Source organism: Novosphingobium arvoryzae (genome assembly GCF_014652615.1).
Lineage (GTDB): Bacteria > Pseudomonadota > Alphaproteobacteria > Sphingomonadales > Sphingomonadaceae > Novosphingobium > Novosphingobium arvoryzae.
The window spans coordinates 376332-401284 of sequence record NZ_BMZD01000002.1 but is presented as its reverse complement, the minus strand read 5'-3'; the positions used below and the strand labels follow the sequence as shown (position 1 = coordinate 401284).

Sequence of the window (24953 nt, the reverse complement as noted above, 5' to 3'; positions counted from 1 at the left end):
CGGCTTGCCGGAAAAGATAATGGACGGACGTATGAACGACATGAGCCAGCGTGGATTTGGCGCGGCACAGCCGGCGCAGGCCGGCGATATCCCGGCAGACGCCATCGCCGGGCAGGATTTCGACAATGCCCGCGAACCCATTGGCATCGTTCTGGAAATCGCTGGCTCCGGCTCGGCCATTGCGCTCGACTTGCAACGCCTGCAGGAATGCTCGGCCGACAGCGATCCTTCGGTGGCGCTGGCGGGCCAGGTCGGCAGCCAGGTCAAGATTCGCGTCGGCAAGAGCTGGTTGCTCGCCAGCGTTCGCACCCAGCGTCAGGATTCCAAGACCCCTGGCGGTATCATGGCCAACATCGATTTTCTGGGTGAAGGCGACGAAGAACGCCTGACCGGCCGCATCCACAGCTTCCGCCGCGGTGTGACGCGCTATCCCATTCCCGGCGCCCTGATCTATCCGGCCACCAGCAGCGACCTGAAGCAGATCTATGCCAGCGACGGGCGCACCAGCATCCAGGTTGGCACCGTGTTCCCCACACGCGACATTCGCGCCGGGCTGTATATCGACTCCATGCTGGGCAAGCACTTCGCGCTGCTCGGCTCCACCGGCACCGGCAAATCGACCAGCGCCGCGCTGATCCTGCACCGGATCTGCGAACACGCGCCGGAAGGTCACATCGTGATGATCGACCCGCACGGCGAATACGGCGCGGCGTTCAAGCAGACCGGCATGATCTTCGACGTGTCGAACCTGCAGATGCCCTATTGGATCATGAACTTCGAGGAACACTGCGAAGTGTTCCTGACCAGCAGCGGCAACGAGCGGCAGGAAGACGCCGACATTCTCGCCAAGTGCCTGCTGGCCGCGCGGTCAAAGAACCGGCTGGCGGAAAGCATGGGCAAGATCACGGTCGATTCGCCGATCCCCTATCTGCTGTCGGACCTGACCAACCTGATCCAGACCGAAATGGGCAAGCTGGACAAGGCGACGTCGTCGGCCCCGTTCATGCGGATCAAGAACAAGATCGACGAGATCAAGGCCGATCCGCGCTATCAGTTCATGTTTTCCGGCATGCTGGTGGGCGACACGATGGCGGATTTCATCGCCAAGATTTTCCGCATGCCCAGCCGGGGCAAGCCGATCTCGATCATCGACGTGTCGGGCGTGCCGTCGGACATCACGTCCACGGTGGTGGCCGTGCTCAGCCGCATGGTGTTCGACTTCGCGATCTGGGCGCGCGATGAAAAGACCCGGCCGGTGCTGCTGGTCTGCGAAGAGGCGCACCGCTATGTACCCAGCGAAAAGAACGCCGATGGCTCGTCGGTTGGCCGCATCCTCGGGCGGATCGCCAAGGAGGGCCGCAAGTACGGCGTCAGCCTGGGGCTGATTACCCAGCGTCCGTCAGACCTGGCCGAAGGGGTGCTGTCACAGTGCGGCACGATCATTTCGATGCGCCTCAACAACGACCGCGACCAGGCTTTCGTGAAAGCAGCCATGCCGGAAGGCGCGCGCGGGTTCCTCGATTCCATTCCCGCGCTGCGCAACCGCGAATGCATCATCTGCGGCGAGGGCGTGTCGATCCCGATCCGCGTCAGCTTTGATGATCTGGAAGAAACCAAGCGTCCAGCCAGCGCGGACCCGTCGATCAGCCAGCTGTGGTCCAGCAGCGGCGGCGAGGAGGAAATGGTCCTGCGCACGGTCCAGCGCTGGCGCGCACAGGGCCGGTAAGATTTACTTCGCGATCCGCGCCAGCATCCGCTTGCGCCAGGGGGCGTAGAAATAGATCGCAACCGTCAGCAGCATCGACAGGACCGAGCTGATCAGGAACGAATACCACAGCGCATCCGGTCCAAGCACCGGATAGAGCAGCCAATAGGCCCCCAGCCGCGCGGCATACATCGACACCAGCAGCACGGCGAGCTGGGCATAGATCACGCCGTAAGCGCGCAGGGTGCCGAACAGCACGATGGTGATGCCAAAGGGCAGGTAGGTCCAGATCGCCAGGTCCTGGATATGCAGCGCCGCCGGCACGGCCGCGCTGGCGCTGCCGAGGAACAGTTCCAGCACCGGGCGGTCAAACGGCACCAGCACCGCGATCAGCGCGCCGGTCATGGCCAGATTGGCCAGCGAGCCGGCCCAGCCGATCGCGTCCACCCGTTCTTCCCGCGCCGCGCCGATGTGCTGGGCGACCATCGCGCTGACCGCCCCGCCGATCGCCATTGCAGGCATCCCGATGTAGTTCCACACCTGCAACAGCGCGCCATAGGCTGCCGCCATCACGATCCCTTCGCGGTTGACGAGGCCGATCATGATCACCCCCGCGCCGGAAATGATCAGCATCTGCGCCCCCATCGGCAGGCCCTTGGCCAGGATGAAACGCAGTTCGGCATGGTGCGGTTTCAACCAGCGCAGCTCGGTCCCGCGCAGCCGCAGTGGCAGGTCCTTGGCATAGATCCACCCCAGCAGGCCGATCAGACCGATGGTCGTGGCGATTACCGTTGCCCAGGCGGACCCGGCGATCCCCAGCGCTGGGATCGGGCCGAACCCCAGGATCAGCAGCGGGTTCAGGATCACGTCCAGTACCACGGTCAGGATCAGGAAGCGCAGCGGCGTGGCGGCATCGCCAGCCCCGCGCAGGCCCATCGCGATCATCGTGGTAACGGTTGCCATCGGGTTGGCGATGAACACCACGCGCAAGTATGCCAGCGCCTCTCCCCGCGCATCGCCCGGTGTGGCGAGCACATCCAGCAATTGCGGCGCAAAGACCATGCCTCCCACGGTCGTAACCAGCGCTATGCCCCCGGTCAGTCCCAGCGCGGTGCCCAGCGCGCGGCGGGCGCCGGGAATGTCCTTGCGCCCCCAGGCCTGCCCGATCTTCACTGTCGCGGCCATGCCGAACCCGAACACCAGCGCGAACAGCAGGAACATGATGATGTTGGCATTGGCCGTGGCCGCCAGCGCGCCGTCGCCCAGCAGTTGCCCCACCCAGATCGCGTTGATCGATCCGTTTAGCGATTGCAGCACGTTGCCGACCAGTTGCGGCAGCGCGAACAGCATCAACGTGCGCAGCAGCGGCCCCTGCGTCAGGTCGCCGCGCAACGGGGCGGAGGGGGCGGCGGGTTCGCTCATGTACCGCGCGTGTCACCATAAAGATGGATGTGCAACCGGTCCGAAAGGCGCATGCCGTGCGCCAGCGCCAACGGCGCCAGCCAGCGTGAGCGGTCACGGATGAACGTGCTGCTCGTCCCTTCGGGCATCAGCATCACGCGCTCGGACGGGATGGCATGGGCGGCTTGCAGTGCCAGCACCTCGTCCAGGTCCGCCGGATCGGCAATCACGAACTTGAAGGTCGCGCGCGGATCGGCGGCCCACGCGGCCAGCCGTTCGGGAATCAGTGCGATTTCAGTGGGATTGCCCGAATGCTTCAGTTTCGGACTCACATTGTATTGCGCCACCAACGGATCGAGCGCGGGGTGCGGAGCGACCGTGCCGTTGGTTTCGATTTCCACTCGGTGGCCTTCCAGCAGCGCCACCATTCGCGCCAACGCCGCGCCTTGGAGCAGCGGTTCGCCGCCGGTGATGACCAGCCGGTCCTGCCCCAGCGCCATGATCCGTGCGGCAACGTCCGCCTCATCCAGCACTACCTGATTGGCCTTGCGTTCGAACGCCAGGTCATCGCGGTGCGGCCGGTTGTCGCCCTCGAACCGCCAGGTGTAGGCCGTGTCGCACCAGGTGCAGGACAGGTTGCAACGCGACAGGCGCACGAACGTGCAGGGCCGCCCGGCGGACGGCCCTTCACCTTGCAAGGAGGCGAAGATCTCCGGCTCGCCCGGATTGACCGTGGCGAGGGTAAGGCTCACCCCAGTCGCGCCAGCGCTGCCGCCAGTCGCTCGGCTTCCGCCGTATGCATCGCATGGTCGGCGCGGGCCTTTTCGACGGCTTCGGGCTTCGCCTTTTCAACGAAGGCCGGGTTGGACAGCCGCCCTTCCAGGCTCTTGGCTTCCTTCTGCGCGACGGTCAGCGCCTTTTCGAGGCGGGTCTTTTCCGCCGCGATGTCGATCACGCCTTCCAGCGGCACGATGATGTTGGCGTCGCCAGCGCCCACCTGCATCGCTGCCCCGGCAGGGGCCGCTTCGAACCGGATGCCGTTGAGGCGCGCCAGCCGCTCGATTGCGGCCGGATTACGGGCGATGATGCCGCGCGTGGCGTCCGACGGATCGGGCAGGAACGCGTCCAGCTTGGCGCCAGGCGCAATGCCCAGTTCGTTCTTGGCGGTGCGCAGGTTGCCGATCAGCGCGATCAGCCAGTCGACTTCGGCCTTTGCCGCCGCATCGACCGCCGCGCCCGGCTGCGGCCACTGCGCGGTAATCAGCGGATAGTCGGCCCGGTCGCCCAGCTTGCTCCACAGTTCCTCGGTCACGAAGGGCATGAACGGGTGAAGCATGACCAGGATCTGGTCGAGCACCCAGCCGGCGACCGCCTTGGTTTCGGCGTCGAAGTTGCCCTTGATCAGCTCGATGTACCAGTCGCAGAACTGGTCCCAGACGAAGTGGTAGATCGCGTTGGCGGCGGCATCGAAACGCAGGTCCGCCAGCGCCTGATCCAGCGCGGCGACGGTTTCGACGACTTCGCCGATGATCCACTTGTTGACCGCGCTGGTCGCCGCCGGGGCGGTGATCGAAGCACTCGCGCCGATCCCGTTCGACTGGCAGAAGCGGGCCGCGTTCCACAGCTTGGTCGCGAAGTTGCGATAGCCCTCGACGCGCTTCTCATCCATCTTCACGTCGCGACCCTGGCTTTCCATCGCCGCCATGAAGAACCGTAGCGCATCCGCGCCGTACTGGTCGATCAGGCCCAGCGGATCGACCACGTTGCCCTTGGACTTGGACATCTTCTGCCCATCGGCCGCGCGGACGAGGCCGTGCAGGTAGAGGCGCGGCCACGGGTTCTTGCCCGTCATCGCCTGCCCCATCATCATCATCCGCGCATCCCAGAAGAACAGAATGTCAAAGCCGGAAACCAGAAGGTCGTTGGGATAGTGGCGCGCCGCGAGCGCGCTCTCGTCCGGCCAGCCCAGCGTGGCGAAGGGCCACAGCGCCGAGGAGAACCAGGTGTCGAGCACGTCGTTGTCGCGTTCCAGAGTGACGCCCGGACCGGCCTTGGCCTGTGCTTCTTCCTCGGTTTCGGCGACATGGATTGCACCGTCCGAGCCATACCACGCCGGAATCCGATGCCCCCACCACAGCTGGCGCGAGACGCACCACGGCTGGATGTTTTCCATCCAGTTGAAGAAGGTCTTTTCCCAGGTCTTGGGAACGATCTCGATCGCGCCGCTGCGCACGGCTTCGAGCGGGGCCTTGGCAAGTTCCGCCGCGTTCACATACCACTGGTCGGTCAGCCAGGGTTCGATCACCACGCCGCCGCGGTCGCCAAACGGCGTCTGGATCGTGCGCGGTTCGGCGTCATGCTCGGTTTCGGCGCCGTCCTTGTCCTTGGTGACGTGCGGGATCAGGAAGCCCGCTTCCTTCATCCGCTGGACCACCAGCGCGCGCGCGTCGAACCGGTCCAGGCCGACGAATTCGGCGGGGACCAGCCCGTCGGCGGTCTGCACGACCTTGGCTTCGGCATCGAACATGTTGAGCATGTCGGCGGGTTTGATCCCGGCGCGCTTGCCCACTTCGAAGTCGTTGAAGTCATGCCCCGGCGTGATCTTCACCGCGCCGCTGCCCAGTTCCGGATCGGCGTGCTCATCCGCCACCACCTTGAACCGGCGACCGGTCAGCGGCTGGACGATGTCCTTGCCGATCACCGACTGATAGCGCGCATCATCCGGGTGAACGGCCACGCACATGTCGGCCAGCATCGTTTCGGGGCGGGTGGTCGCCACCTCGATGTAGTCCAGCCCGTCGTCGCGCGTGACGCCATCGGCCAGCGGATACTTGAAGTGCCAGAAGCCGCCCTTGACCTCGCGGGTTTCCACCTCAAGGTCGGAAATCGCGGTTTTCAGCTTGGGGTCCCAATTCACCAGCCGCTTGTCGCGGTAGATCAGGCCCCGGTTGTAGAGGTCCACGAACACCTTCACCACGGCGCGGGTGAAGTGCGGGTCCATGGTGAACTGCTCGCGGCTCCAGTCCATCGAGCAGCCGAGGCGCCGCAGCTGGCGCGTGATCGTGCCGCCGCTTTCGGCCTTCCATTCCCAGACCTTGGCGATGAAATCCTCGCGCGAATAGTTGGTGCGCTTGTCCTGCTTCGCTTCCAGCTGGCGTTCGACCACCATCTGCGTGGCGATGCCCGCATGGTCGGTGCCGACCACCCACAGCGCATCCTTGCCGCGCAGGCGTTCATACCGGATCATCACGTCCTGCAACGTGTTGTCCAGCGCGTGGCCGATATGCAGGCTGCCGGTTACGTTCGGCGGCGGGTTGACGATGGTATAGGGCGTCGCATCCGGGCGCGCGGGGCGGAACAGGCCGCCTTGCTCCCAATGGGCATACCACTTCGCCTCAATCGCGGCGGGGTCGAAAGTCTTGTCGAGCGCAGTGTCAGTCATCGTTCCGGGCCTTTGCCAGCGCCCCGCGCGGGTGGCAAGTGCGCCCCGCGCCACGGGCAAGCTTGTCGGCGCGCGGATTTTCCCGCATGACCGCGCATAAGATGCGTGACCAGGCCGACTTTACTGTCCAAGCGGATGACGATGGCGCGCTCACCATCGCGCTGACCGGGCCGCTGGTGGTGTCCTCGGTCGGCACCCTCGATCCCCGCTTGCGCCAGCTGGAAGGGCCGGTCCGGCAGATCGATCTGTCCGGCGTGCGCGAGATCGACACGACCGGCGCGTGGACCGTCTGGCGGCTGGCCCGCGACAATGCCGCACAGATCACCGGCGCCAGCGAAGAGGCCGAGCGGCTGATCGCGGCGCTGCGGCCGCTGCGCGGCGAGGGCGCGATCGTGCCTGAGGAATTGCCGCTGCTGACGCGCGTTCCGGCGTTTGTCGGCAACTACATGATCGCGCTGGGCCGGGGCACGCTGGGCATTCTGGAATTCATGGGCGGCATGCTGGTGGCGGCCTGGGCGATCACCTTTGGCCGCTCGCGCCTGCGCGTCAACGCGGTGGTCCGGCAGGTCGAACTGGTCGGGGTCACCGCGCTGCCGATCGTCGGGTTGATGAGCTTTCTGGTCGGGATCGTGATCGCGCAGCAGGGCGCGGTGCAGTTGCAGGATCTTGGCTTTGGCGAAATGACCGTCAATTTGGTCGGGCGGATATCCCTGCGCGAACTGGGCATCCTGATGACCGCGATCATGGTGGCGGGCCGGTCGGGTTCGTCCTTTGCCGCGCAGATCGGCACGATGAAGCTGACCGAGGAAATCGACGCGATGCGGACCATCGGCGTATCGCCGATGGAAGCGCTGGTGATCCCGCGCGTGCTGGCAGCCATCCTCGTCATGCCGTTGCTGGGGTTCTATTCCGCGCTGCTGTCGATCATCGGCGGCGCGGCGATTTCGACGCTCACGCTCGACATTCCATTCTGGACCTTCATCACCCGCGTGCAGGAAGTGGTGCCCACGCATGACCTGTGGGTCGGGCTGATCAAGGGGCCGGTATTCGGCCTAATCATTGCGCTGACCGGCTGTTATCAGGGCATGCAGGTCAAGGGCAATTCCGAGGAAGTGGGTCACCGCACCACGGTTGCCGTGGTCCAGGCGATCTTTGCGGTGATCGTGCTCGACGCGTTCTTCGCGGTGTTCTTCACCGAGATTGGCTGGGGATGAGCGAACTCCACTACACCGGCGATTGCCCGATCGTGGTTGAAGGGCTGAGCAATGCCTTTGGCGACCATGTGATTCATGAAGGGTTGAATCTGACCGTGCGGCGCGGCGAGATCATTGGCGTGGTGGGCGGATCGGGCACCGGCAAGTCGGTGCTGATGCGCTCCATCATCGGCCTGCAGGCGCCAGTCGCGGGCCGGATCGAGGTGCTGGGCCAGACCATGCACGCCGGTTCCTATGGTGGGGGAGAGATCGACATCCGTAGCCGCTGGGGTGTGCTGTTTCAGGGCGGCGCGCTGTTCTCGACGCTGACCGTGGCGGAAAACGTTGAAGTGCCGCTGCGCGAATTCTATCCTGAGATCAGTGACGAATTGCGCCACGAAATCGCGCGGTTCAAGGTCATGCTGTCGGGCCTGCCGGCCGATGCGGCGGCGAAGTATCCCTCGGAATTGTCCGGCGGGATGCGCAAGCGCGCGGGCCTCGCGCGGGCGCTGGCGCTCGATCCGGAACTGCTGTTCCTGGATGAGCCGACCGCCGGGCTCGACCCGATCGGCGCCGCGGCGTTCGACGCGCTGACCAAGGAGCTGCAGGATACGCTGGGGCTGACGGTGTTCCTGATCACCCACGATCTCGATACGCTGCACGAAATCTGTGATCGGGTGGCGGTGATCGCCGACAAGCAGGTGATCGCGGTGGGGACGATCCCGGAATTGCTGGCGCTCGACCATCCGTGGATCCAGGAATACTTCAACGGCCCACGCGGCCGGGCGGCGACGGAAGCGCAGCACCGGGCGAAAGCCATCGACAAGTCGAACGGGCAGGGGGCATAAGGCAGGGCGATGGAAACACGGGCCAATCACATCTGGGTGGGCACTGTCACGCTGGCGCTGCTGGCCGTGCTGGCGGCGTTCATCATCTGGATCGCCCGGCTGGGGCAGACGAACCAGCAGGAATACGACGTGTTCTTCAAGCAGTCGGTTGATGGCCTGTCCAAAGGGTCGGCGGTGAGCTTTTCGGGCGTGCCCGTGGGGCAGGTCAAGACCATCGAATTGTGGAAGAAGGACCCCAGTTTCGTGCGGGTGCGGATTTCGCTGAACGATGATGTGCCGGTGCTGCTTGGCACGACCGCCACGATCCAGAGCGGGTTCACGGGCGTGTCGAACATCCAGCTGGAAGGGGCCGTGCGCGGTGCGCCGCCGCTGACCGAAGCCGGGCCGGAGGGCGTGCCGGTGATCCCCACCAAACGTGGCGGTCTGGGCGAACTGCTCAATACCGCGCCGGTTCTGCTCGAACGGCTGGCCACGTTGACCGAGCGGATGACCACGGTCTTTTCCGACAAGAACCAGCAGTCGATCGAGAATATCCTGACCAACACCGACCGGCTGACCGGACAGCTCGCCAACTCCTCGCCCGAAGTGCAGCGCACGATGGTGGAACTGCAGAAGACCCTGCTGGAAGCCCAGGTTGCGCTCAAGAGCTTTGAACAGATCGCCGCGAATACCGACGCCACGCTGAATGGCGAGGGCAAGCAGATGCTGCAACAGTTCCGCACTTCGCTGAAATCGATCGAGAAGACGTCGGATACGCTGAATGCCACGCTGGCCGATGCCCGGCCCGCCGCGCGCCAGTTGAACGAAACCACCCTGCCGCAGGCCGAAGCGGCGATCCGCGACCTGCGCGCCACCACCCGCGCGCTGCGCGACCTGACTGAAAAGGTCAACGATCAGGGCGCCGCCGCGCTGCTGGGCGGAGACAAGCTGCCGGAATACAAGCCATGATCCAGACCGTGAAATCGCTGCGCTTTGCCACGGTGACCGCCGCCGCGCTGGTGCTGTCGGGCTGTCTGGGGCTGGGCGGTGGCAAGGCGCCGCCGTCGCTGCTGAGCCTCACTCCGGCAAAGTCCGCTCCCGCCGGGGCGGTGGCATCCGGCACCGGTGCGACTGCGATCATGGTGATGGAGCCCGATACCGACAAGCGACTGGCGGTTCAGCGGGTTCCGGTGCAGGTCAGCGCGTCCAGCATCGCCTATCTGAAAGACGCCCTGTGGGTGGAACGCCCGGCACGGTTGTTCCGGGGGCTGCTGGCCGAAACCCTGCGCGCCCAGCCGCTGCCGGGTGGTGGCGGGCGGCTGGTGCTGGAAGACGATCAGGCCGCGCCGCTGATTGGCACGCGGCTGTCGGGCCGGTTGCTCGACATGGGGTATGACGCGCGCGAAATGGCGGTGGTGGTGCGCTTCGATGCCTTCCGCACCGGTCCGAGTGGTGAAGTTGCGACCCGGCGGTTTGAAAGCGTCGTTTCTGGGGTGTCGGCCAAGCCCGACGCGGTCGGGGCGGCGCTGAACCGGGCGGCGAACGATGTGGCGGGCCAGGTGGCGGAATGGATGGCGCAGTAAGCGCCTAGCCGCGAACGGCCCGCGCGAACTCCATTGCGGCAGTGAACGTGGCGAGGCGCCGGGCGCGGCGCTCGACGTATTCCGCTTCCTTGCCCCACAACTCGGCCTGCCAGTCTTCCTCAAGATTGGCGATGTCCCACAGCGCGTCCGCATCGGCATCCGCAGCCAGCGCGGCAAGGCCGATCACCAGCGATGCCGCCAGCGTGGTCAGCGTGTTGAGCGCGGCCAGCGCGAAGTCATCTTCGGCCTGCAGCACGGCTTCCAGCCGCTTCAGCGTTGCGGCGGGCTGGGGGCGGTGGATCACGCCGCCGATCCGTTCGAAATGGATGTCCCAGCGTGCTTCGGCCGCTTTCAGCAGCGGTTCCCAGACCTCGATCTGGCGCGCTTCCAGCGGCTCTCCCGCCTCGGCGCGGTAACACAGCGTGTCCGTTTCGGCATAGCGCAGCAGCGTGGCGATCACGTCCGCCCGATCCGCCGCGACGACATCCAGCGCATAGTCGGCCAGATCGCGCAGCAAGAAGCGCGCGGGATCGATCTCCTCGCCCTGATCGGCCCATTCGCGCGCCAGCAGGGTCGCTGCGGCTTCGCTCTGGACGATCTGCGGGCGTCCCCCGGCGGTCTTGATCGCGCGGCCATCCAGCGTCACTTGCCAGCCGCCCGCAACCGGTGCGGCGGCGGCTTCCTTGTAAAAGCGCTTCATGCGTCGGGACTTTTCCAGCGTTTGGCGAGGGTCAGCGGGCCAAGATAGGCTGTGATCATGCCGATCACGGTCAGCACCAGTCCGGCCGGCGGCGGCAATGCAGCCTTGCCCGCCAAGGCGATCAGGCCATAGACCGCCAGCGCGACACCGCCCGCCCGGACCGCCTGAATGATGAAGAACCGCGCCATCGCGGGATCCTTGCTCACTGGAGCACCTCCAGCAATTCGGCGGGGGAGCGGACCACCGTCTCGGCCCCCGCATCCAGCAATTCATGCGGCGTGTGATACCCCCAGTCGACCCCGATCGCGCGGACCCCGGCGTTGACGGCCATCAGGATGTCGAATTGGGTGTCACCGATCATGACCGACTGGGCTGCATCGGCCAGTGCGTCGGCCATGGCGGCCTCCAGCATGGCGGGATGGGGCTTGGACGGGTGCCGATCCGCGGTTTGCAACGTCACGAAGTGGCCGGAAATGCCGTGGGTCGCCAGGCAATGTTCCAGCCCCCGATCCGACTTGCCGGTCGCCACGCCCAGCGTCCAGCCTGCATCGCGCAGGCTGTCCAGGCAGGCGCGGATGCCGGGGAACAGCGGTTCGGCCAGTTGCCCGGCCTCGCGCGCGGCGCGGAAGATCTCGCGGTAGGCGCGGTCGATTTCGGCCCGGACGGGTTCCTCGGCATCCGGGGCGAGCAGGCGGATTGCCTGCGGCAGGCTGAGCCCGACGATTCGGCGCACCTGATGATGATCCGGCGCGGCGAGCCCGACAGCCGCAAAGGCCGCGTCCATCGATGCGCAGACCCCGCCCTGGCCATCGACCAGCGTGCCATCGCAATCGAACACCGCCAGCTTCACCGTCATGGCGTCAGCGTCCGCATCAGTTGGGCAATCGCGGGCGATCCTTCGGATTCCAGCCCGTCCGCGACGCGAGCGCGTTCGTCGGCCGGTTTGTTCTGCGACAGTTTCAGCGTCTCGCGCCAGGCCTGGATTTCCATCTCGAACCCGACGATCCCGGCCAGCAACCCGCGCAATTTCTCGGCTGGGAGCTTGTCCATCGACCAGAAATCACCCTCGACGATCCGTTCCTCGTGGCGGTCGGACACGGCTTCAAGGTGGGCCAGCAGCCCATCCGCATCCATCCGCCGAACCCGGCCTTCCAGTTCGACCGCGATATAGTTCCACGTCGGCACCTGTTCCCGGTCGGCATACCAGCGCGGGGAGACATAGCCGTCCGGGCCATTGACCACGATCAGCGCGGTTGCGCCGTTGAGGTGCTTGGTCAACGCGTTGCCGCGCGACAGGTGGAACTGGATCGCGCCGTCCCCGGTGGACAGCAGCGGCACATGGGCCACGCGCGGGCCGTCAGGCGTGGTCGCAAAGACCATGCCGAACCCGATTTCCTCGATCAGCGCCTCGCACAGCGCCCGGTCAGGATGGCGGAAGGCGGCGTTCGGATGCATCAGCGTTTGCCCGGCCGGGGTGCCGCCTTGGTTCCGGCGGGGCGGCGGGCACGGGCCGGTGCCTTGGCGGCAAGCGGCTTTCCGGCCGGTTTGCTGGCAGGCTTGGGCGATCCCTTGCCCTTGGTCGGGCCGCGCTTTTTGGGCGGGGCATCGGCAATTCCGCTTCCTCCGGTGCGGGCACGGCGGTCACCGCTCTTGCGTTCGCCCCCCTTGCGCTCACCGCGGCGTTCCTTGCGGTATTGCTTGGCGTGGGCCTTGGCCGCCAGCTTGCGCGCTTCGCGTTCGGGCAGGCGCGGGGCTTCGGGCAGATCGGCGCCGTCGGCCTCGTCAAAGCCCAGTTGCTCCATGCTGGCCGCGAAGTGTTCGGGCAGTTCGGCCACGACGTCCAGCGGAGCGCCGTCCGGATGCTCGATGATCAGGCGGCGGGCGTGCAGGTGCATCTTGCGGCTGATGCTGCCCGACAGGAAGGCGTCCGGCCCGCCATACTTGCCGTCGCCGACGATGGGGTGGCCAATCGCCGCCATGTGGACGCGCAACTGGTGGGTGCGCCCGGTCAGCGGTTGCAGTTCCACCCAGCACGCCCGGTTGCCGGCGCGGTCGATCACGCGATAGCGGGTGCGGGCGGGCTGGCCGTGCTCGCTTTCGTCGACCATCATCTTTTCGCCGCCGGTGCCGGGCTGCTTGGCCAGCGGCAGTTCGATCAGCCCGTCCTCGATCGAGGGGACGCCGGTGATCAGCGCCCAATAGATCTTGCGCGCCGTGCGGCCCGAAAAGCGCTTGGAAAAGAACGCCGCGGCGCCCGGCGTGCGGGCGATCAGCAGGACGCCGGAAGTGTCCTTGTCGAGCCGGTGGACGAGCCGGGGGCGGGGGCCATCGGGCGCGAAGGCGTCCAGCAGCCCGTCGACGTGTTCATATGTGCCGCTGCCGCCCTGCGTGGCGAGGCCCGGCGGCTTGTTCAGCACGATGGCGGCGCGGTCCTGCGTGATGACCATGCTGTCGGCCAGCGCGATCTGCGCCTCGGTCAGCGGCTTGCGGGTGCGGGCCTTGGTTTCCGGGGCGTCGCCGCCCGGCGGCACGCGCAACACTTGCCCGGTGGTCAGTCGGTCTGCCGGATCGGCGCGCTTGCCGTCGACGCGGATCTGCCCGGTGCGCGCCCAGCGGCTGACCGTGGCAAAGCCGATCTGCGGCAAGTGGCGCTTGAACCAGCGGTCTAGCCGCACGCCGTCATCATCGGCGCGGACGGTGAACTGGCGGACGGCGGCGGTGTCCTTGGGGTCGCTCATGCCAGCCCCCGCACCACGGCGAGGCCCGCCAGCAGCCCGGCGATCCCGCCGATCAGCGACAGGGCGCTGTAGCTGCCAGCCTGCGCCCAATTGCCGCGCTGGATCATGTTGACCAGTTCCAGGCTGAACGCGGAAAACGTGGTGAAGCCGCCCAGCAGTCCGACGCCCAGCAGCAGGCGCCAGCCTTCCCCGTGCGCACCGAACCGGGCCAGCCAGCCGGCCAGCAGGCCCATGGCGAAACTGCCGAGAATATTGACGGTCAGCGTGGCATAAGGAAACGCAGCCGTACCGCCGGACGCGCCCCACAGGCGGCCGACCAGATAGCGCAGCCAGGCGCCCAGACCGCCGCCCGCGGCGACATAGAGCGATGACATCGCAAAAGAAGGAGGGTTGTTCATTGCGCCCGCCTTAGCGTGTTGCCCCGCTTCTGACCACACCCTTGCCCGATGCCTGGCCGCTAGCGATCGCGCAGACCGCTGCGGCAATCAGCGTTCCGGCCACCAGTTGCCACGGAAAGGCGATGCCGCGCAGGCTTTCCGGCAGGTTCAGGCTGTCGATCACATAGGGCTGGAACGCCAGAACGGTCAGGAATCCGGCGGCAAAGGCAGCGATCACGCTGGCGGAGGAACCGCGCGTGGTGAACAGCGCGATGGCATAGACCCCGATCAGCCCGGAATAGGCAAAGGCCATCACTCCCAGCACGAATTCCAGCAGCGAGCTGTCGGCATAGCGTTGCCAGTAGTAGGACAGGATCGCCATTCCGAACAACGCGCAGCCCAGCACGATCGTCGCGATCCGCCCGGCGCGGACGTAGTGAGCGTCACCACGCGGGGCCCTGCGCTCGGCAAGCGGGCGATAGAGGTCGTTGACCAGCACCGAGGCCATCGAGATCAGCCCTGAGTTGATGGCCGCCGCCGCGATCACGCCCACGGTCACCAGTCCGCGCAGACCGGGGGGCAGTTCGGTCAGGATGAAGTGCATGAACACCGTCACCTTCTCGCCGTTGAAGCTGCCGCTGGGGGCGCTGCCGCTGGCATAGTATAAATGCAGCAGCGCGCCGATCAGCAGGAACAGCGCGATCACCGGCAGCGATACCCAGTTGGCGAGATAGAGCGCGCGGTTGCCTTGCCGGGCGTCGCGGCAGGCGATCAGGCGCTGGGTGATGTCCTGATCGAGGCCAGAGGAGCCGACGTTGAGCAGGGTTACCCCCGTGAGTACCGCGAAGATCCCGAATGGTGCCGACAGGTTCAGCGAGGTGTCGATCAGCACCAGCTTGTCCGTTCCGCCTGGGGCGTGGCGCAGGGCGTCCACGGCCTGGCCGAAATCCAGCGGAATCAGGCTCCACAGGTAAATCGCGACGATCAGGGCGGCGCCGACATAGAGGACGACCTGGACAAGATCGCTCCAGATGATCGAGTTTAACCCGCCCATGAAGGTGAATACCAGCCCGAACAGGAGCAGAATAAACGCCGATATCGCAATGTGTTGCGGGTCAACGTCAAGAAACAGGATCATCGAGACGGCGATGGCCGCGAGGTAGAGCCGCGCGCCGCTGGCGAGGATCCGGCCCAGCAGGTACATCAGCGCCGCCGCCCGCCGCGCGGTGGCGTCAAAGCGGGTTTCGAGCAGCTCGTACACCGTCGTCACCCCCAGCGCGTAGAAGCGCGGGATGAGCACCCGGGCGACGATCCACGCGGCCAGCAGGGCACCGATCACGCCTGACAGGTACGTGAAGTTGCCACGATAGCTGGAATCGGGCGCACCGAGGAACGTCGCCGCCGATTGCACGGTCGACAGCACCGAAATCGCCACCAGCCAGGTCGGCGCATGATGCCCGGCCAGGAAGTAATCGTCCCGGCTGGCCAGCCCGCGCCGGGTGGACAGCCAGCCTGCCGTCGCCAGCAGCAGGACATAGCCCGCCAGCACGGCCCAATCCGCCAGCGTGAAACTGGTCTGCATGAAAAGCGCCCCCTTGTTGCGTGCAGACACCACAGAACGGGGGCTGGCGCAATCCGGGCGGGCAGGGTAACTGGGCGCCGTGCCGGAGTCGCCGCGCAAGCGGCAGTTCGGCCACAGGGTGCTTTCGCGGCTTGCGTTCCCAGCGCGACTCTGCTAGCCGCCCGCCGGTTGGAGCCGATCCTGGCGGATTCGGTTCGTGTTTCTTTTGCTATTTCGCAAAGGCACATTCCCCGCGCTACGGATCAGCGGGGCTCTGTTCCTTTCGTTTGTGAGGTGTGTCGGTTTATGCAAATTCTCGTCCGGGACAACAATGTCGAACAGGCTCTGCGCGCGCTCAAGAAGAAGCTGCAGCGCGAGGGCGTGTACCGCGAGATGAAGCTGCGCCGTCACTTTGAAAAGCCGTCGGAAAAGCGCGCCCGTGAAAAGGCCGCTGCCGTGCGCCGCGCTCGCAAGATGGAGCGCAAGCGGGCGGAACGCGACGGCGTCAAGTAAGACGCCGCTTGCAGCCTTGAACGCTGCAACGCGATAAGCCATGAGGGCGCGGACGAATCCGCGCCCTTTTGTTTTGGTGCGCCCGAAGGAAGGCCCAAGATGACCGAGATCACCCGCGTCCCGCTCCAGCCCATTGCCAAGGGCGCCCTGACCAAGCTGTGGATCGGCGTTGCCGCCGCCGCGCTCGCCGCCGCCGGCCTTGCCTATGCGACGCTGCCGGGCTCGGTAGAGGTCGAGACGCTGAAGGTGGGCACCGGCCCGTCGCCGACGGTGAAGGACGTGGTGCTGATCAAGTACAAGGGCACGCTGCCCGACGGCAAGGTGTTCGACCAGCAGGAACAGGCCGCGTTCCCGGTCGAAGGCGTGATCCCCGGCTTTACCCAGGCCCTGCAGAAGATGCAGCGCGGCGGGAAGTACAAGGTCGAGATCCCGGCCGAACTGGCCTATGGCGACAAGGCGGCGGGCGATATTCCGCCCAACACCGACCTGACCTTCGAAATCGAACTGATCGATTTCAAGGACCGCGCCGAGATCGAGGCGGCCCAGCGCGCGATGCAGATGCAAATGCAGCAGATGCAGCAGCAGGGTGGCGGGGCCGCTGGCCCGCAAGGGATGCCGCAGGGCATGCCGGGCGGCGCCCAGTAAGGCGCGGTTGCGCCACTCCAACGTTTCTTACCAAGGATAACTGCCATGTCGGTTGATACCGCTACCGTGGCCCGCATCGCCTCGCTGGCCCGCATCAAGGTCAGCGAGAGCGAGCTTGAGGCGATGGTCCCCGAACTCAACGGGATTCTGGCCTGGGTCGAACAGCTGGGCGAAGTCGACGTCACCGGGGTCGAACCGATGACCGCCGTGATCCCCAACACGCTGCGGCTGCGCGATGACGTGATCAACGCCGATCCGCTGACCGGCGGCGACGTGCGCGATGCCGTCCTGGCCAATGCTCCGGCCGCCGAACATGGCTTTTTCGGCGTGCCCAAGGTGATCGAGTAATGACCAACCTGACCGACCTTACCGTTGCCGCGATCCGCGACGGCGTTGCTGCTGGCACGTTTTCCGCCGTGGAAGTGGCCGAAGCGTTCAACGCCCGCGTTGCCGCCGCGCAGGCGCTGAACGCGTTCATCGTCACCACCCCCGAAGCCGCGCTGGACGCCGCCCGCAAGGTCGATGCCGACCGCGCTGCCGGTAACGCGCTGGGCAAGCTGGCGGGCGTGCCGATCGGCATGAAGGACCTGTTCGCCACCAAGGGCGTGCAGACCACCGCCGCCAGCCACATGCTGGAAGGCTTCACGCCGCAGTACGAAAGCACCGTCAGCCAGAAGCTGTGGGATGCGGGCGCGGGGATGCTGGGCAAGCTGAACCTTGACCAGTTCGCAATGGGTTCATCGAACGAGACGAGCTATTTCGGCAACGTCATTTCGCCCTGGCGGCGCAACGATGGCAGCACGGCCGCGATGGCGCCGGGCGGTTCGTCTGGCGGCAGCTCGGCGGCGATTGCCGCGCGGCTCTGCCCGGCGGCGACCGGCACCGACACTGGCGGCTCGATCCGCCAGCCCGCCGCCTTCACCGGGATTTCGGGCATCAAGCCGACCTATGGCCGGTGCAGCCGCTGGGGCATCGTGGCTTTCGCCAGCAGCCTCGATCAGGCCGGGCCGATGGCGCGCGACGTGCGCGACTGCGCGATCATGCTGGAGGCGATGGCCGGGTTCGATCCCAAGGATTCGACCAGCCTCGACATGGCCGTTCCCAATTGGGAAGCCAGCCTGAACGCCGATATGAAGGGCAAGAAGGTCGGCATTCCCAGGGAATACCGCGTCGACGGCCTCGATGCCGATGTCGCCAAGAGCTGGGACGACGGGATCGCCTGGCTGAAGGATGCCGGGGCCGAGATCGTCGAGATCAGCCTGCCGCACACCAAGTATGCGCTGCCCGCGTATTACATCATCGCCCCGGCCGAAGCCTCGTCCAACCTCGCCCGTTATGACGGCGTGCGCTATGGCCTGCGCGATCTGCCGGACGGCGCGAACCTGCAAGAGATGTATGCCGCGACCCGCGCCGCCGGCTTCGGGGCCGAGGTGAAGCGCCGCATCCTGATCGGTACCTACGTGCTGTCCGCCGGTTTCTATGACGCCTATTACACGCAGGCGCAGAAGGTCCGCGCGCTGATCGCCCGTGACTTTGAACTGGCGTTCCAGCACTGCGACGTCATCCTCGCGCCCACCGCGCCGACGGCGGCGTTCGGGCTGGGCGAAAAGACCGCCGATCCGCTGGCGATGTACCTGAACGACGTGTTCGCCGTGCCGGCCTCGCTGGCCGGCCTGCCCGCGATGTCCGTGCCCGCAGGCCTCAACCGCGAAGGGCTGCCGCTGGGCCTCCAGATCGTCGGACGGCCGTTCGACGAACAGGGCGTGCTCAACGCGGGCCTCGCAATCGAAGCGCGCGCGCAGTTCTCCGCGAAGCCGGAACAGTGGTGGTAAGATGAGCGAATATCGTATCCAGGGCATGACGGGTGAATGGGAGGTCGTGGTCGGCCTTGAGGTTCACGCGCAGGTCACGTCGAATTCCAAGCTGTTTTCCGGCGCGGCGACCGCGTTCGGGGCGGAGCCGAACACGCAGGTCAGCCTCGTCGATGCCGCGATGCCGGGGATGCTGCCGGTGCCGAACCGCGAATGCATCCGCCAGGCGGTCCGCACGGGCCTCGCGATCAACGCGCAGATCAACAAGTGGTCGCGGTTCGATCGCAAGAACTACTTCTATGCCGATTTGCCGCAGGGCTATCAGATCAGCCAGCTTTACCACCCGCTGGTGGGCGAGGGCGAGATCGAGATCAGCCTGGATGACAAGAACCCCGAAGCGGACGTGAAGCGCATCGGGATCGAGCGCATTCACGTGGAGCAGGACGCGGGCAAGCTGATGCACGATCAGCACCCGACGATGTCCTATGTCGACCTCAACCGGTCGGGCGTGGCGCTGATGGAAATCGTCAGCCGCCCGGATATCCGCTCGCCCGCTGAAGCCGGGGCCTATCTGGCGAAGCTGCGCACGATCCTGCGCTATGTCGGGTCGTGCGATGGCAACATGGACCAGGGTTCGATGCGCGCGGACGTCAATGTCTCGGTCCGCCGTCCGGGCGAGCCGTTCGGCACCCGCACCGAAACCAAGAACGTGAACTCCGTCCGCTTCGTGATGGCCGTGGTGGAAAGCGAAGCGCGCCGCCAGATCGACCTGATCGAGGATGGCGGCACGGTCGTGCAGGAAACCCGGCTCTACGACCCGGACAAGAACGAAACCCGTTCGATGCGCAGCAAGGAAGACGCGCACGATTACCGCTATTTCCCAGATCCGGACCTGCTGCCGCTGGTGCTGGACGATGCCTTCATCGAGGAATGCCGCGCGTCGCTGCCCGAGCTGCCGGACGCCAAGCGCCACCGTTATGAAAACGCGCTGGGGCTGGCGCCCTATGCGGCGGGCGTGCTGACGGCGGATGTCGAGACCGCGCGCTGGTTCGAAGCGCTGCTGGCCGCTGCTGCCGCCAAGGCGGGCAAGCCGGAAGCGGAGCTGGCCAAGCAGGCGTCCAACTGGCTGATTTCGGAACTGTTCGGCGCGCTCAACAAGCTGGGCAAGGGGCTGGCTGACAGCCCGGTCACGGCGGAAGGCGGCGCGGAACTGCTGGCGCTGATCGCGGACGGCACGATCTCCGGCTCGATTGCCAAGCAGGTGCTGGAAAAGATGCTCGAAACCGGTGACGGCGCGGCCGCCATCGTCGAGCGTGAGGGCCTGAAGCAGACCAGCGATACCGGCGCGATCGAAGCCGCGATCGACAAGGTCCTGGCCGACAACGCCGCCAAGGTCGAAGAATACAAGGGCGGCAAGGAAGCCCTGTTCGGGTTCTTCGTGGGCCAGACGATGAAGGCGATGCAGGGCAAATCGAACCCGCAGGTCGTCAACGAATTGCTGCGCAAGAAACTGGGATAAGCGATTGCCGGGTGGCTTGCGGGATAGGTATTTTCCTGCAAGTCATTCCCTCACGAGAGAATGTGAGGGGGCAATCCTTAGATGTCGCGCAAAACTGTAACGGGGCTGGCCGCCTCGCTGGCTCTGGTGGCGTCCGCCGCCGGGGCGCAAGGCTCCGCGCCCAAGGTCGATCCGATGACCGTGGTGCCCGATCCGGCGACGGTGCCGATGCCGAAGCTGGACTTCGTGTCGAACCCGCTGATCGAGGCGGACTTCGACAAGTATTATTTCTTCAACCGGGCGAACACCACGTTCGAGGAAGCGCTGGCTGACCTGCGCGATTGCGACGGGTTCGCGCGCGGACTTTCCAGCGGGTACAAGTACCAGGAAGCGCCCTATCCCTATACCTACACCGCTGCCGGGGCGGCGGGGGGCGTGATCGCCAACGTGATGATCGCCGCGATTTTCGGCTCGGCTGAAAAGCGCCGTCTGCGCCGCGTCAACATGCGCCGCTGCATGGGCTATCGCGGCTACGCCCGGTTCGGGCTGGAGAAAGACCTGTGGCAGGAATTCAATTTCGAGGAAGGCTTCTCCGCCGAGGGCGAGGACAAGCGCCAGGCGATGCTGGCCCAGCAGGCCAAGGTCGCTTCCGGTCCGCGCCCGGCGGGCAAGGAGCTGGGGCTGTGAGCGCGCGGAGCCTCGCGCTTGCCAGCGCCGCCGCCATCCTGACGCTGCAGGCCGGGACCGCCGCGGCCGAGGAGAAGAAGGACAAGGAGAAGTGGGAAACCACGATCATCCGCGACAAGCCCGGCCCGGTCGCGCTGAAGCCGGACAAGGCCTACATCCTGGTCTATTCCCCGTTCTTCGTCATGCCCACGCTGATGAAGCTGCCCAACGCCGAACAGGCCGCTGCGCACGCGGCGGAGCGGGCCGAGGAACTGGCCAAGGAACGGGCCAAGTGGGAAAAGAAGCACGCCGCCTGGGTGCGCGAGATGGGCTATCTGAAAAAGGCGGATTCCAGCGTGAAGCGCCCCAAGGAGCCGCAGGAACCGACCGAGGAGAACTTCGGCTTCCCGCTCTATGAGCAGACCCGCACCGTCACGCTGGGGCCGCAGAACCGGTTCAACAAGGAAAACGGTTCGGCCTTCCTGCAGGAAGTCCCGCCGGGTGAATACCTGTTCTATGGCGCAGGCATGACCTGTGCGTGCCTGGGCACCGTCTCGTTCGAGGCTCCGGCGGGCAAGGTCGTCTCGTTCGAATATTCGGTCCCCTTTGCCGAGGCACACCGCGACCTGCCCAAGGAAGAGCGGCCCAAGACTCCGTTCGACCTGCCGCCGGGCACCACCAACTATCGCCTGAAGCCGATCGTGTTCAGCGATCCGCGCCTGCCGGAAGGCTCGGTGATTCCCGCCGCGTTCAAGCCGGCTGGCACCCGCCCCAACTGGTATGGGCAGGAAGTGGACCGGGTGATGGAGATCGAGGGCGTGTTCATGTACGAGCGCGGCAAGCAGGTGGACCTGCGGGCCAAGGCTGTGCCCGCGCCGGTCGCTGAAGCTGTTGCTGCACCGGTCGAACCCGTGGCCCAGCCGCCCGCCAGCTGAGCGGGCGAACGGCCAGCAAAAAGGGCGCCGGTGTAACCCTCCGGCGCCCTTTCGCTATCGGGTCCGCGCTGGCTCAGGCCTTGCGGGTGCCGCTCATCGGGAAAGTGCCGAACGCGCCGGCCTTCACGCCGCCCGTGATGGTGTCGCCATCGACCGTGGCTTCGCCTTCCAGCGTCATCGGCATCGGCACGGTCATCTTCATCGACCAGGTCAGCTTGTTGCCGTCGATCTTGCCGTTTTCGAGGTCCATCGAACCCATCGCGCCAGCGTTCTTGCCGGTGAAAGTGTCACCGTTCACTTCAATCGTGAATTCGCTCTTCTGGTCGCCCATCGGGGTCTTGGTCACGCATTCGTAGGTACCGGCAATAGACATGTCTCTCTCCTCACTGACATTAGGGTAAGTAGCGCTATCACTCGCCCGCCACCGCGCCGCTGTCAACCGGCGTTGCGATTTCCAGCGGCAGGGGCAGGGACTTGAGCTGCGGTTCGATCACCTTGCGGTCACCAACCACCACGAACACCAGCCCGGCGGGCTGGAGATATTGCTGCGCCGCGCGGTTCATCGCCGCCGCATCGATGCCGCGATAGCGGGTGGGCAGGGTGGCGTAATAATCGTCCGGACGGCCCAGCCGGTCATTCCCGACAATCGCACCCAGCACCTGGGCGTTGGTCTGGAACCGGTTGGGCAGGCCCCGGATGTTGCCATCGGTAACGCGGGTGAGTTCCTCTGCATTGACCGGCTTTTTCGCGGGGAAGGCGGCCATCTGGTCCAGCAGGAGGCGGATCGAATCGCCGGTGCGATCTGCCTGCACCGGGGCAACCACGCTGAAACTGCGCGGACCGACCGGGCTGCTGACCGCGCTGCGCACGCCATAGGACCAGCCCTTGTCTTCGCGCAGGTCCAGGTTGAGGCGGCTGAGGAAGCCATCGCCCAGCACTTCGTTGGCGAGGTCCAGCGCTTCCTGATCCCGGTCCTTGCCGGTCAGCGGCAGCACCCGCCCGCCAACGATCACCGACTGCGGCGAGTTCGGGCGGTCGATCAGCACGATCCGGGGCGAGGGGGCGGGTACCGGCAGGTCCAGCGGCTTGACCGGGCGGGCCTGTGCGGGCGGCTGCCAGCCGCCGAACGCGGCCTCCAGCAGCGGCTTCAACTGCGCCATCGTCACATCGCCGACCACGGTGATCCGGCCCGTATCGGGCCGTAGCCACTTGTCATGCGCGGCGCGCAAGGCCGCCGGCGTGAGCGCGGCGACGGATTTCGCATCGCCCAGCCCGTCACCGGGCAGGCCATAGGGATGGGCCGCGCCGAACAGCAGCGGCGGCAGGTTCCGGCTGGCCAGCGCGCGCGGGTTGGATTGCGCCTGCGCGATATTGCTGAGTTGCTGGTCGCGCACGCGGGCCACGTCTTCGGCGCGGAATGCGGGGTTGCGGACCAGATCGGCCAGCAGGCTGAGCGAGGGGGCAAGGTTGGCGGTCAGCGCGTTCAGCGTCACGGTGCTGGAATCCAGCCCGGCCCCAGCAGAGATCGACGCGCCCAGCCGTTCCTGTTCCTCGGCAATGGCGACGGCATCGCGCGTGGCGGTACCTTCATCCAGCAGGCCCAGCATCAGCGACTGCGTGCCGGGGGTGCTCAGCCGGTCAGCGGACGTCCCGGCATCGAAGCTGATGCTGACGATCACCTTGGGCACGGCGGTGCGGCGGGCCAGCGCGATCGGCATCCCGTTGGACAGGACCGCGCGCTCCACCGCCGGGAAGGCCAGATCGCCGACCGGCGCAACCGGTGGAAATTCGCGCTTCGGCCCGGTCTTGAGCTTCGGCGCGGCTGCTTTTGCGTCGGCGGCTTTCGCTGTCTTAGGGGCGGGGCTGGCGGCTTCATCGCCCCAGCCGCCCATCAGCTCGCCCTTTTCGGTGCGGGTGCCGGGTACGGTGTTGACTGCCAGGACCGGGCGCGACAGCCACTTGGCCACGGCCGCGCGGACCTTGTCCGGGGTAAGCGCGGCGATCCGGGCGAGGCTTTCCTTGTAGTTGGCTGGATTGCCCAGATAGAGCTGTCCTTCGGCCAGCGTCATGCCCTTGCCGCCAAAGTCGCCGACCACTTCCAGCTGGCCGATTTCCTGTGAAACCAGCCGGGTGGCGGAGCGGCGCAGTTCATCCTCGGTCGGCCCTTCGGCCAGAAACTTTGCGATCACGGCGTCGAGCGCGGCTTCGGCATCGGCGCGGGCAACCCCGGCCTTCACGTCCATCGCCACCTGGATCATCGACAGCTGTTCATGCTGCTGCACACCCGCAAATACGCTGGTCGCCTGCTGGCTGCCGCGCACCAGTGCGTTGTCCAGCCGCGAACTGGCGAGGCCGCCCAGCACGTCCAGCCCCACGGCCAGCGCCTCGGCATCGCCGTCGGCCAGACCCGGACCGCTCCAGTTGCGGGTCAGGCGCAGGGTTGGCACCTGATCGGCGATGTCGCGCACGACCGGGGCGGGCAGGGTGACCGGAGCGGCGGCGACCGAGGGGACGGCGGGACCAGCAGGGATCTTGCCGAACCACTTTTCCACCATCGGGCGGGCAGTCGCGGCGTCGATATCGCCGGTCAGCACCAGTACGGCGTTGTTGGGGCCGTAGTTGTCGGTAAACCACTTACGCACATCGGCCAGGCTGGCGGCGCTGAGGTCGGCCATCGAACCGATTGTGGAGTGGCGGTAGGGATGGCCAACCGGGAACAGCCCGTCGCCCAGCGCGAACCCTTCCAGCCCGTAAGGCTGATTGTCGCCCTGTCGTTTTTCATTCTGGACGACGCCGCGCTGCTTATCCAGCTTGTCCTGCGTGACCGCACCCAACAGATGACCCATCCGGTCGCTTTCCATGAACAGCGCCAGATCGAGCGCGCCGGTCGGCACGGTTTCGACGTAGTTGGTGCGGTCATACCAGGTGGAGCCGTTGGTCGAAGTCGATCCGGCGCTTTCCAGGGGCACGTCGAAATTGGGGACGTTTTCCGATCCGCCGAACATCAGGTGTTCGAACAGGTGGGCAAACCCGGTGCGGCCCTTCGGCTCGTGCTTGGACCCGACGCGGTAATAAGTGGTGACGCCAACGATGGGAGCCTTGCGGTCGGTATGGACGATCACCGTCAATCCGTTGGCGAGCTGGAACCGCTCGAACGGAATGTCGACCGCCTTGACCAGTTCAGCCAGCGGGGCGGGGGCCGGCGTGGCCGGGACGGCGGCAACGGGCGGGGGCGGGGCGACCACTTCGGCGCGGGGACCGGCAGAGCAGGCCGCCAGCGACAGGGCAAGCAGCGAAACGGGCAGCAATCGGCGCATCAGGGTCCCCAGCCAGACTAAGTGTATTACCGACGTTCTAG

24 protein-coding genes are annotated in these 24953 nt (G+C 66.2%); 12 read left to right on the top strand and 12 right to left on the bottom strand.

Going from position 1 to position 24953, the window contains the following annotated elements; all coding sequences use genetic code 11:
• Positions 1 to 31 precede the first annotated feature (31 nt).
• Positions 32 to 1726: an ATP-binding protein gene (locus IE113_RS05230; RefSeq protein ID WP_189539663.1), complete on the top strand. Its 1695-nt coding sequence runs from the start codon at positions 32 to 34 to the stop codon at positions 1724 to 1726.
• A 3-nt stretch (positions 1727 to 1729) separates the two neighbouring features.
• Here IE113_RS05230 and IE113_RS05225 read toward each other — a convergent pair whose 3' ends face one another.
• Genes IE113_RS05225 through IE113_RS05215 form a run of 3 tightly spaced genes read right to left on the bottom strand, consistent with a single transcriptional unit; the run spans position 1730 to position 6548 of the window.
• Positions 1730 to 3127 (bottom strand): MATE family efflux transporter, encoded by a 1398-nt coding sequence (locus IE113_RS05225; RefSeq protein WP_189539359.1) that lies wholly within the window; start codon positions 3125 to 3127, stop codon positions 1730 to 1732.
• Positions 3124 to 3858, bottom strand: a complete 735-nt coding sequence (locus IE113_RS05220; RefSeq protein ID WP_189539358.1) for a 7-carboxy-7-deazaguanine synthase QueE — start codon at positions 3856 to 3858, stop codon at positions 3124 to 3126. Before IE113_RS05220 ends, IE113_RS05225 begins: the two co-directional genes overlap by 4 nt.
• On the bottom strand, positions 3855 to 6548 hold the full coding sequence (locus IE113_RS05215; RefSeq protein WP_189539357.1) for a valine--tRNA ligase: 2694 nt from the start codon (positions 6546 to 6548) through the stop codon (positions 3855 to 3857). The genes IE113_RS05220 and IE113_RS05215 overlap by 4 nt, the downstream gene beginning before the upstream one ends.
• Before the next feature lie 101 nt (positions 6549 to 6649).
• On the opposite strand from IE113_RS05215, the gene IE113_RS05210 reads away from it, so the two are divergent.
• From IE113_RS05210 to IE113_RS05195, 4 genes are read left to right on the top strand one after another with little or no spacing between them, the layout of a single operon-like run.
• The gene (locus IE113_RS05210) at positions 6650 to 7762 is read left to right on the top strand and encodes an ABC transporter permease (protein ID WP_189539661.1); all 1113 of its coding nucleotides are present in this window, start codon (positions 6650 to 6652) and stop codon (positions 7760 to 7762) included.
• Positions 7759 to 8589, top strand: coding sequence for an ABC transporter ATP-binding protein (locus tag IE113_RS05205; protein WP_189539356.1), 831 nt, complete (start codon positions 7759 to 7761; stop codon positions 8587 to 8589). The genes IE113_RS05210 and IE113_RS05205 overlap by 4 nt, the downstream gene beginning before the upstream one ends.
• A gap of 9 nt (positions 8590 to 8598) precedes the next feature.
• Complete coding sequence (locus tag IE113_RS05200; RefSeq protein ID WP_189539355.1) at positions 8599 to 9537, top strand: MlaD family protein; 939 nt, start codon at positions 8599 to 8601, stop codon at positions 9535 to 9537.
• On the top strand, positions 9534 to 10151 hold the full coding sequence (locus IE113_RS05195; protein WP_189539354.1) for an ABC-type transport auxiliary lipoprotein family protein: 618 nt from the start codon (positions 9534 to 9536) through the stop codon (positions 10149 to 10151). The genes IE113_RS05200 and IE113_RS05195 overlap by 4 nt, the downstream gene beginning before the upstream one ends.
• Before the next feature lie 4 nt (positions 10152 to 10155).
• On the opposite strand, the gene IE113_RS05190 is transcribed toward IE113_RS05195, so the two are convergent.
• The 7 genes from IE113_RS05190 to IE113_RS05160 are packed head-to-tail and all read right to left on the bottom strand — an operon-like array spanning position 10156 to position 15548.
• Complete coding sequence (locus IE113_RS05190; protein WP_189539353.1) at positions 10156 to 10851, bottom strand: ATP12 family chaperone protein; 696 nt, start codon at positions 10849 to 10851, stop codon at positions 10156 to 10158.
• Positions 10848 to 11057 (bottom strand): hypothetical protein, encoded by a 210-nt coding sequence (locus IE113_RS05185; RefSeq protein WP_189539352.1) that lies wholly within the window; start codon positions 11055 to 11057, stop codon positions 10848 to 10850. Before IE113_RS05185 ends, IE113_RS05190 begins: the two co-directional genes overlap by 4 nt.
• The gene (locus IE113_RS05180) at positions 11054 to 11707 is read right to left on the bottom strand and encodes an HAD-IA family hydrolase (RefSeq protein ID WP_189539351.1); all 654 of its coding nucleotides are present in this window, start codon (positions 11705 to 11707) and stop codon (positions 11054 to 11056) included. Before IE113_RS05180 ends, IE113_RS05185 begins: the two co-directional genes overlap by 4 nt.
• Positions 11704 to 12306 (bottom strand): FMN-binding negative transcriptional regulator, encoded by a 603-nt coding sequence (locus tag IE113_RS05175; RefSeq protein ID WP_189539350.1) that lies wholly within the window; start codon positions 12304 to 12306, stop codon positions 11704 to 11706. The genes IE113_RS05180 and IE113_RS05175 overlap by 4 nt, the downstream gene beginning before the upstream one ends.
• Positions 12306 to 13589 carry an RluA family pseudouridine synthase gene (locus IE113_RS05170; protein ID WP_189539349.1) on the bottom strand — a complete coding sequence of 428 codons (1284 nt, stop codon included), beginning with the start codon at positions 13587 to 13589 and terminating at the stop codon, positions 12306 to 12308. Before IE113_RS05170 ends, IE113_RS05175 begins: the two co-directional genes overlap by 1 nt.
• Positions 13586 to 13987 carry a fluoride efflux transporter CrcB gene (gene crcB, locus IE113_RS05165; RefSeq protein WP_229822151.1) on the bottom strand — a complete coding sequence of 134 codons (402 nt, stop codon included), beginning with the start codon at positions 13985 to 13987 and terminating at the stop codon, positions 13586 to 13588. Before crcB ends, IE113_RS05170 begins: the two co-directional genes overlap by 4 nt.
• Positions 13988 to 13997: 10 nt before the next feature.
• Positions 13998 to 15548 (bottom strand): sodium:solute symporter, encoded by a 1551-nt coding sequence (locus IE113_RS05160; protein ID WP_189539348.1) that lies wholly within the window; start codon positions 15546 to 15548, stop codon positions 13998 to 14000.
• A gap of 285 nt (positions 15549 to 15833) precedes the next feature.
• Here IE113_RS05160 and rpsU point away from each other — a divergent pair, with 285 nt between their 5' ends.
• The 7 genes from rpsU to IE113_RS05125 all read left to right on the top strand — a co-directional run bounded on the left by rpsU (position 15834) and on the right by IE113_RS05125 (position 21595).
• On the top strand, positions 15834 to 16040 hold the full coding sequence (gene rpsU, locus IE113_RS05155; protein WP_189539658.1) for a 30S ribosomal protein S21: 207 nt from the start codon (positions 15834 to 15836) through the stop codon (positions 16038 to 16040).
• A gap of 99 nt (positions 16041 to 16139) precedes the next feature.
• On the top strand, positions 16140 to 16685 hold the full coding sequence (locus tag IE113_RS05150; protein ID WP_189539347.1) for an FKBP-type peptidyl-prolyl cis-trans isomerase: 546 nt from the start codon (positions 16140 to 16142) through the stop codon (positions 16683 to 16685).
• A gap of 45 nt (positions 16686 to 16730) precedes the next feature.
• Positions 16731 to 17033 carry an Asp-tRNA(Asn)/Glu-tRNA(Gln) amidotransferase subunit GatC gene (gatC, locus tag IE113_RS05145; protein ID WP_189539346.1) on the top strand — a complete coding sequence of 101 codons (303 nt, stop codon included), beginning with the start codon at positions 16731 to 16733 and terminating at the stop codon, positions 17031 to 17033.
• Complete coding sequence (gene gatA, locus IE113_RS05140; RefSeq protein WP_189539345.1) at positions 17033 to 18517, top strand: Asp-tRNA(Asn)/Glu-tRNA(Gln) amidotransferase subunit GatA; 1485 nt, start codon at positions 17033 to 17035, stop codon at positions 18515 to 18517. Before gatC ends, gatA begins: the two co-directional genes overlap by 1 nt.
• 1 nt (position 18518) lies before the next feature.
• Positions 18519 to 20015: an Asp-tRNA(Asn)/Glu-tRNA(Gln) amidotransferase subunit GatB gene (gene gatB / locus IE113_RS05135; protein WP_189539344.1), complete on the top strand. Its 1497-nt coding sequence runs from the start codon at positions 18519 to 18521 to the stop codon at positions 20013 to 20015.
• Positions 20016 to 20096: 81 nt separating this feature from the next.
• Complete coding sequence (locus IE113_RS05130; RefSeq protein WP_189539343.1) at positions 20097 to 20681, top strand: hypothetical protein; 585 nt, start codon at positions 20097 to 20099, stop codon at positions 20679 to 20681.
• Complete coding sequence (locus IE113_RS05125) at positions 20678 to 21595, top strand: hypothetical protein (RefSeq protein WP_189539342.1); 918 nt, start codon at positions 20678 to 20680, stop codon at positions 21593 to 21595. The genes IE113_RS05130 and IE113_RS05125 overlap by 4 nt, the downstream gene beginning before the upstream one ends.
• A gap of 73 nt (positions 21596 to 21668) precedes the next feature.
• On the opposite strand, the gene IE113_RS05120 is transcribed toward IE113_RS05125, so the two are convergent.
• Both IE113_RS05120 and IE113_RS05115 read right to left on the bottom strand, forming a co-directional pair.
• Positions 21669 to 21968, bottom strand: a complete 300-nt coding sequence (locus IE113_RS05120; protein ID WP_189539341.1) for a hypothetical protein — start codon at positions 21966 to 21968, stop codon at positions 21669 to 21671.
• A 37-nt stretch (positions 21969 to 22005) separates the two neighbouring features.
• A complete protein-coding gene (locus IE113_RS05115) occupies positions 22006 to 24912 on the bottom strand; it encodes a M16 family metallopeptidase (protein WP_189539340.1) in 2907 nt (968 codons plus the stop codon).
• Between the last annotated feature and the right edge of the window lie 41 nt (positions 24913 to 24953).